Raw genomic sequence first — 1,274 nt, forward strand, 5'->3', positions numbered from 1 at the left:
GCCTTATGTCATAGACGATGAGGCGATCTCGCGCGCTCATCGCCACGTCGCCAGGCGCTGCGCCGAACAGCCAGTCGCCGACGACCTTGACGGCGGAGGCATCCGAGGCGCCGGAGGTCAGCGACAGCAATACCGCTGCCGCAAGCACGACGCAGGCGAGCGCGATGACCAGACGGGCGCGCCCGGAACGGTCACCGTCGCTGGCCATCTTCCTCTCCGCCGGCCCGGCGATCGACTGGTCGACCATGCCGCGCAGTCCGTAATCTGCGTGCCATAGAGCGCGGCGGCGAGGTCGTGGACGGCGTCGGCCGTGCGTGGTCCGAAGCCGAGCAGATAGCCGCCGTCGATGCGGATCAGCTTGCGCGCGGTTCCGGCCGGCGTCGAGGCGATCGACGCGTTGCCGAACAGTTCATCGTCCGATACCGGCGGCCCGGCATTGCTCATCATCAGGATCGCGTCCGGCCTGGCGGTGACAACAGCCTCGTCTGACAGTTGCTTGTAGCCGGAGAAGCCTTCGATCGCGTTGACGCCGCCGGCCAGCTTGATGATGCCGTTGGCCGCGGTATCGCTGCCGGCCGCCATGATCTTGCCGCCCTGCATCGACAGCACGAACAGCACGCGCTTGCGCTTCTTGATCGAGGCCGTCTGCTTTTCCGCCGTCTGCAGCTTGGCATCGATCTCCCTGGCCAGCGCTTCGGCCTTGGCGTCGGCGCCGAGCGCCTTGCCGACCACGCGGACCTTTTCGAGGATGCCTTCACGGTCGTACCGGTCAGGCACTTCGATGAAGGGGATGCTCGTCTTCTTCAGCACGTCGAGCGCCTCCTTGGGGCCGCTGCCGTGCAGCGCCAGCATGCCCGAAGGGTTGACCGACAGCACACCCTCCGGCGACAGCTGGCGCATGTAGCCGACATCTGGCAGGTCGAGAGCTGCTTTCGGATAGCGGCTGGTGGAATCGCGCGCCACAAGATGCTTTTCCTCGCCGAGCGCATAGACGATCTCGGTGATCGAGCCGCCGATGGACGCGATCCTGGTGGGATCGGCGAAGACGGAGACACCGTCGCCGGCGTTGGCCGGCTGCGGTGCGCCGAAGGCAAGGGAAAGACCGAGCATCGGGCCAAGCATCGATCCGCGCACAACCGTCAATCCGGTGAGAAGACCCATCATCGTTTCCTCAGGCTGCGGTCGGGCTTGGAATGCGCGGCAGGTTCTCGGCCAGGAAGCGCCAGTCGTCGCGCTCACCCTCTCCTTCAGGGCGCTTGCCGAAGAACTGGATG

At 66.2% G+C, this 1,274-nt stretch carries 1 protein-coding gene and 1 pseudogene; both read right to left on the reverse strand.

Translation table 11 applies throughout. The features are described 5' to 3' along the window. Nucleotides 1-208: pseudogene (locus tag FJ980_RS35675) on the reverse strand (iron ABC transporter); the annotation flags it as partial. Beyond that, the gene (locus FJ980_RS32370) at nucleotides 118-1,161 is read right to left on the reverse strand and encodes a hemin ABC transporter substrate-binding protein (RefSeq protein ID WP_246676678.1); all 1,044 of its coding nucleotides are present in this window, start codon (nucleotides 1,159-1,161) and stop codon (nucleotides 118-120) included. The gene FJ980_RS32370 and the pseudogene FJ980_RS35675, both read right to left, overlap by 91 nt. Nucleotides 1,162-1,274: the final 113 nt, after the last annotated feature.

Source organism: Mesorhizobium sp. B1-1-5 (genome assembly GCF_006443065.1).
In the GTDB taxonomy this organism is placed as follows: Bacteria; Pseudomonadota; Alphaproteobacteria; order Rhizobiales; family Rhizobiaceae; genus Mesorhizobium.

Excerpts from the sequence above, each read along its gene's own strand:
- FJ980_RS32370 (WP_246676678.1), bottom strand. The coding sequence starts at position 1,161 with ATGGGTCTTCTCACCGGATTGACGGTTGTGCGCGGATCGATGCTTGGC.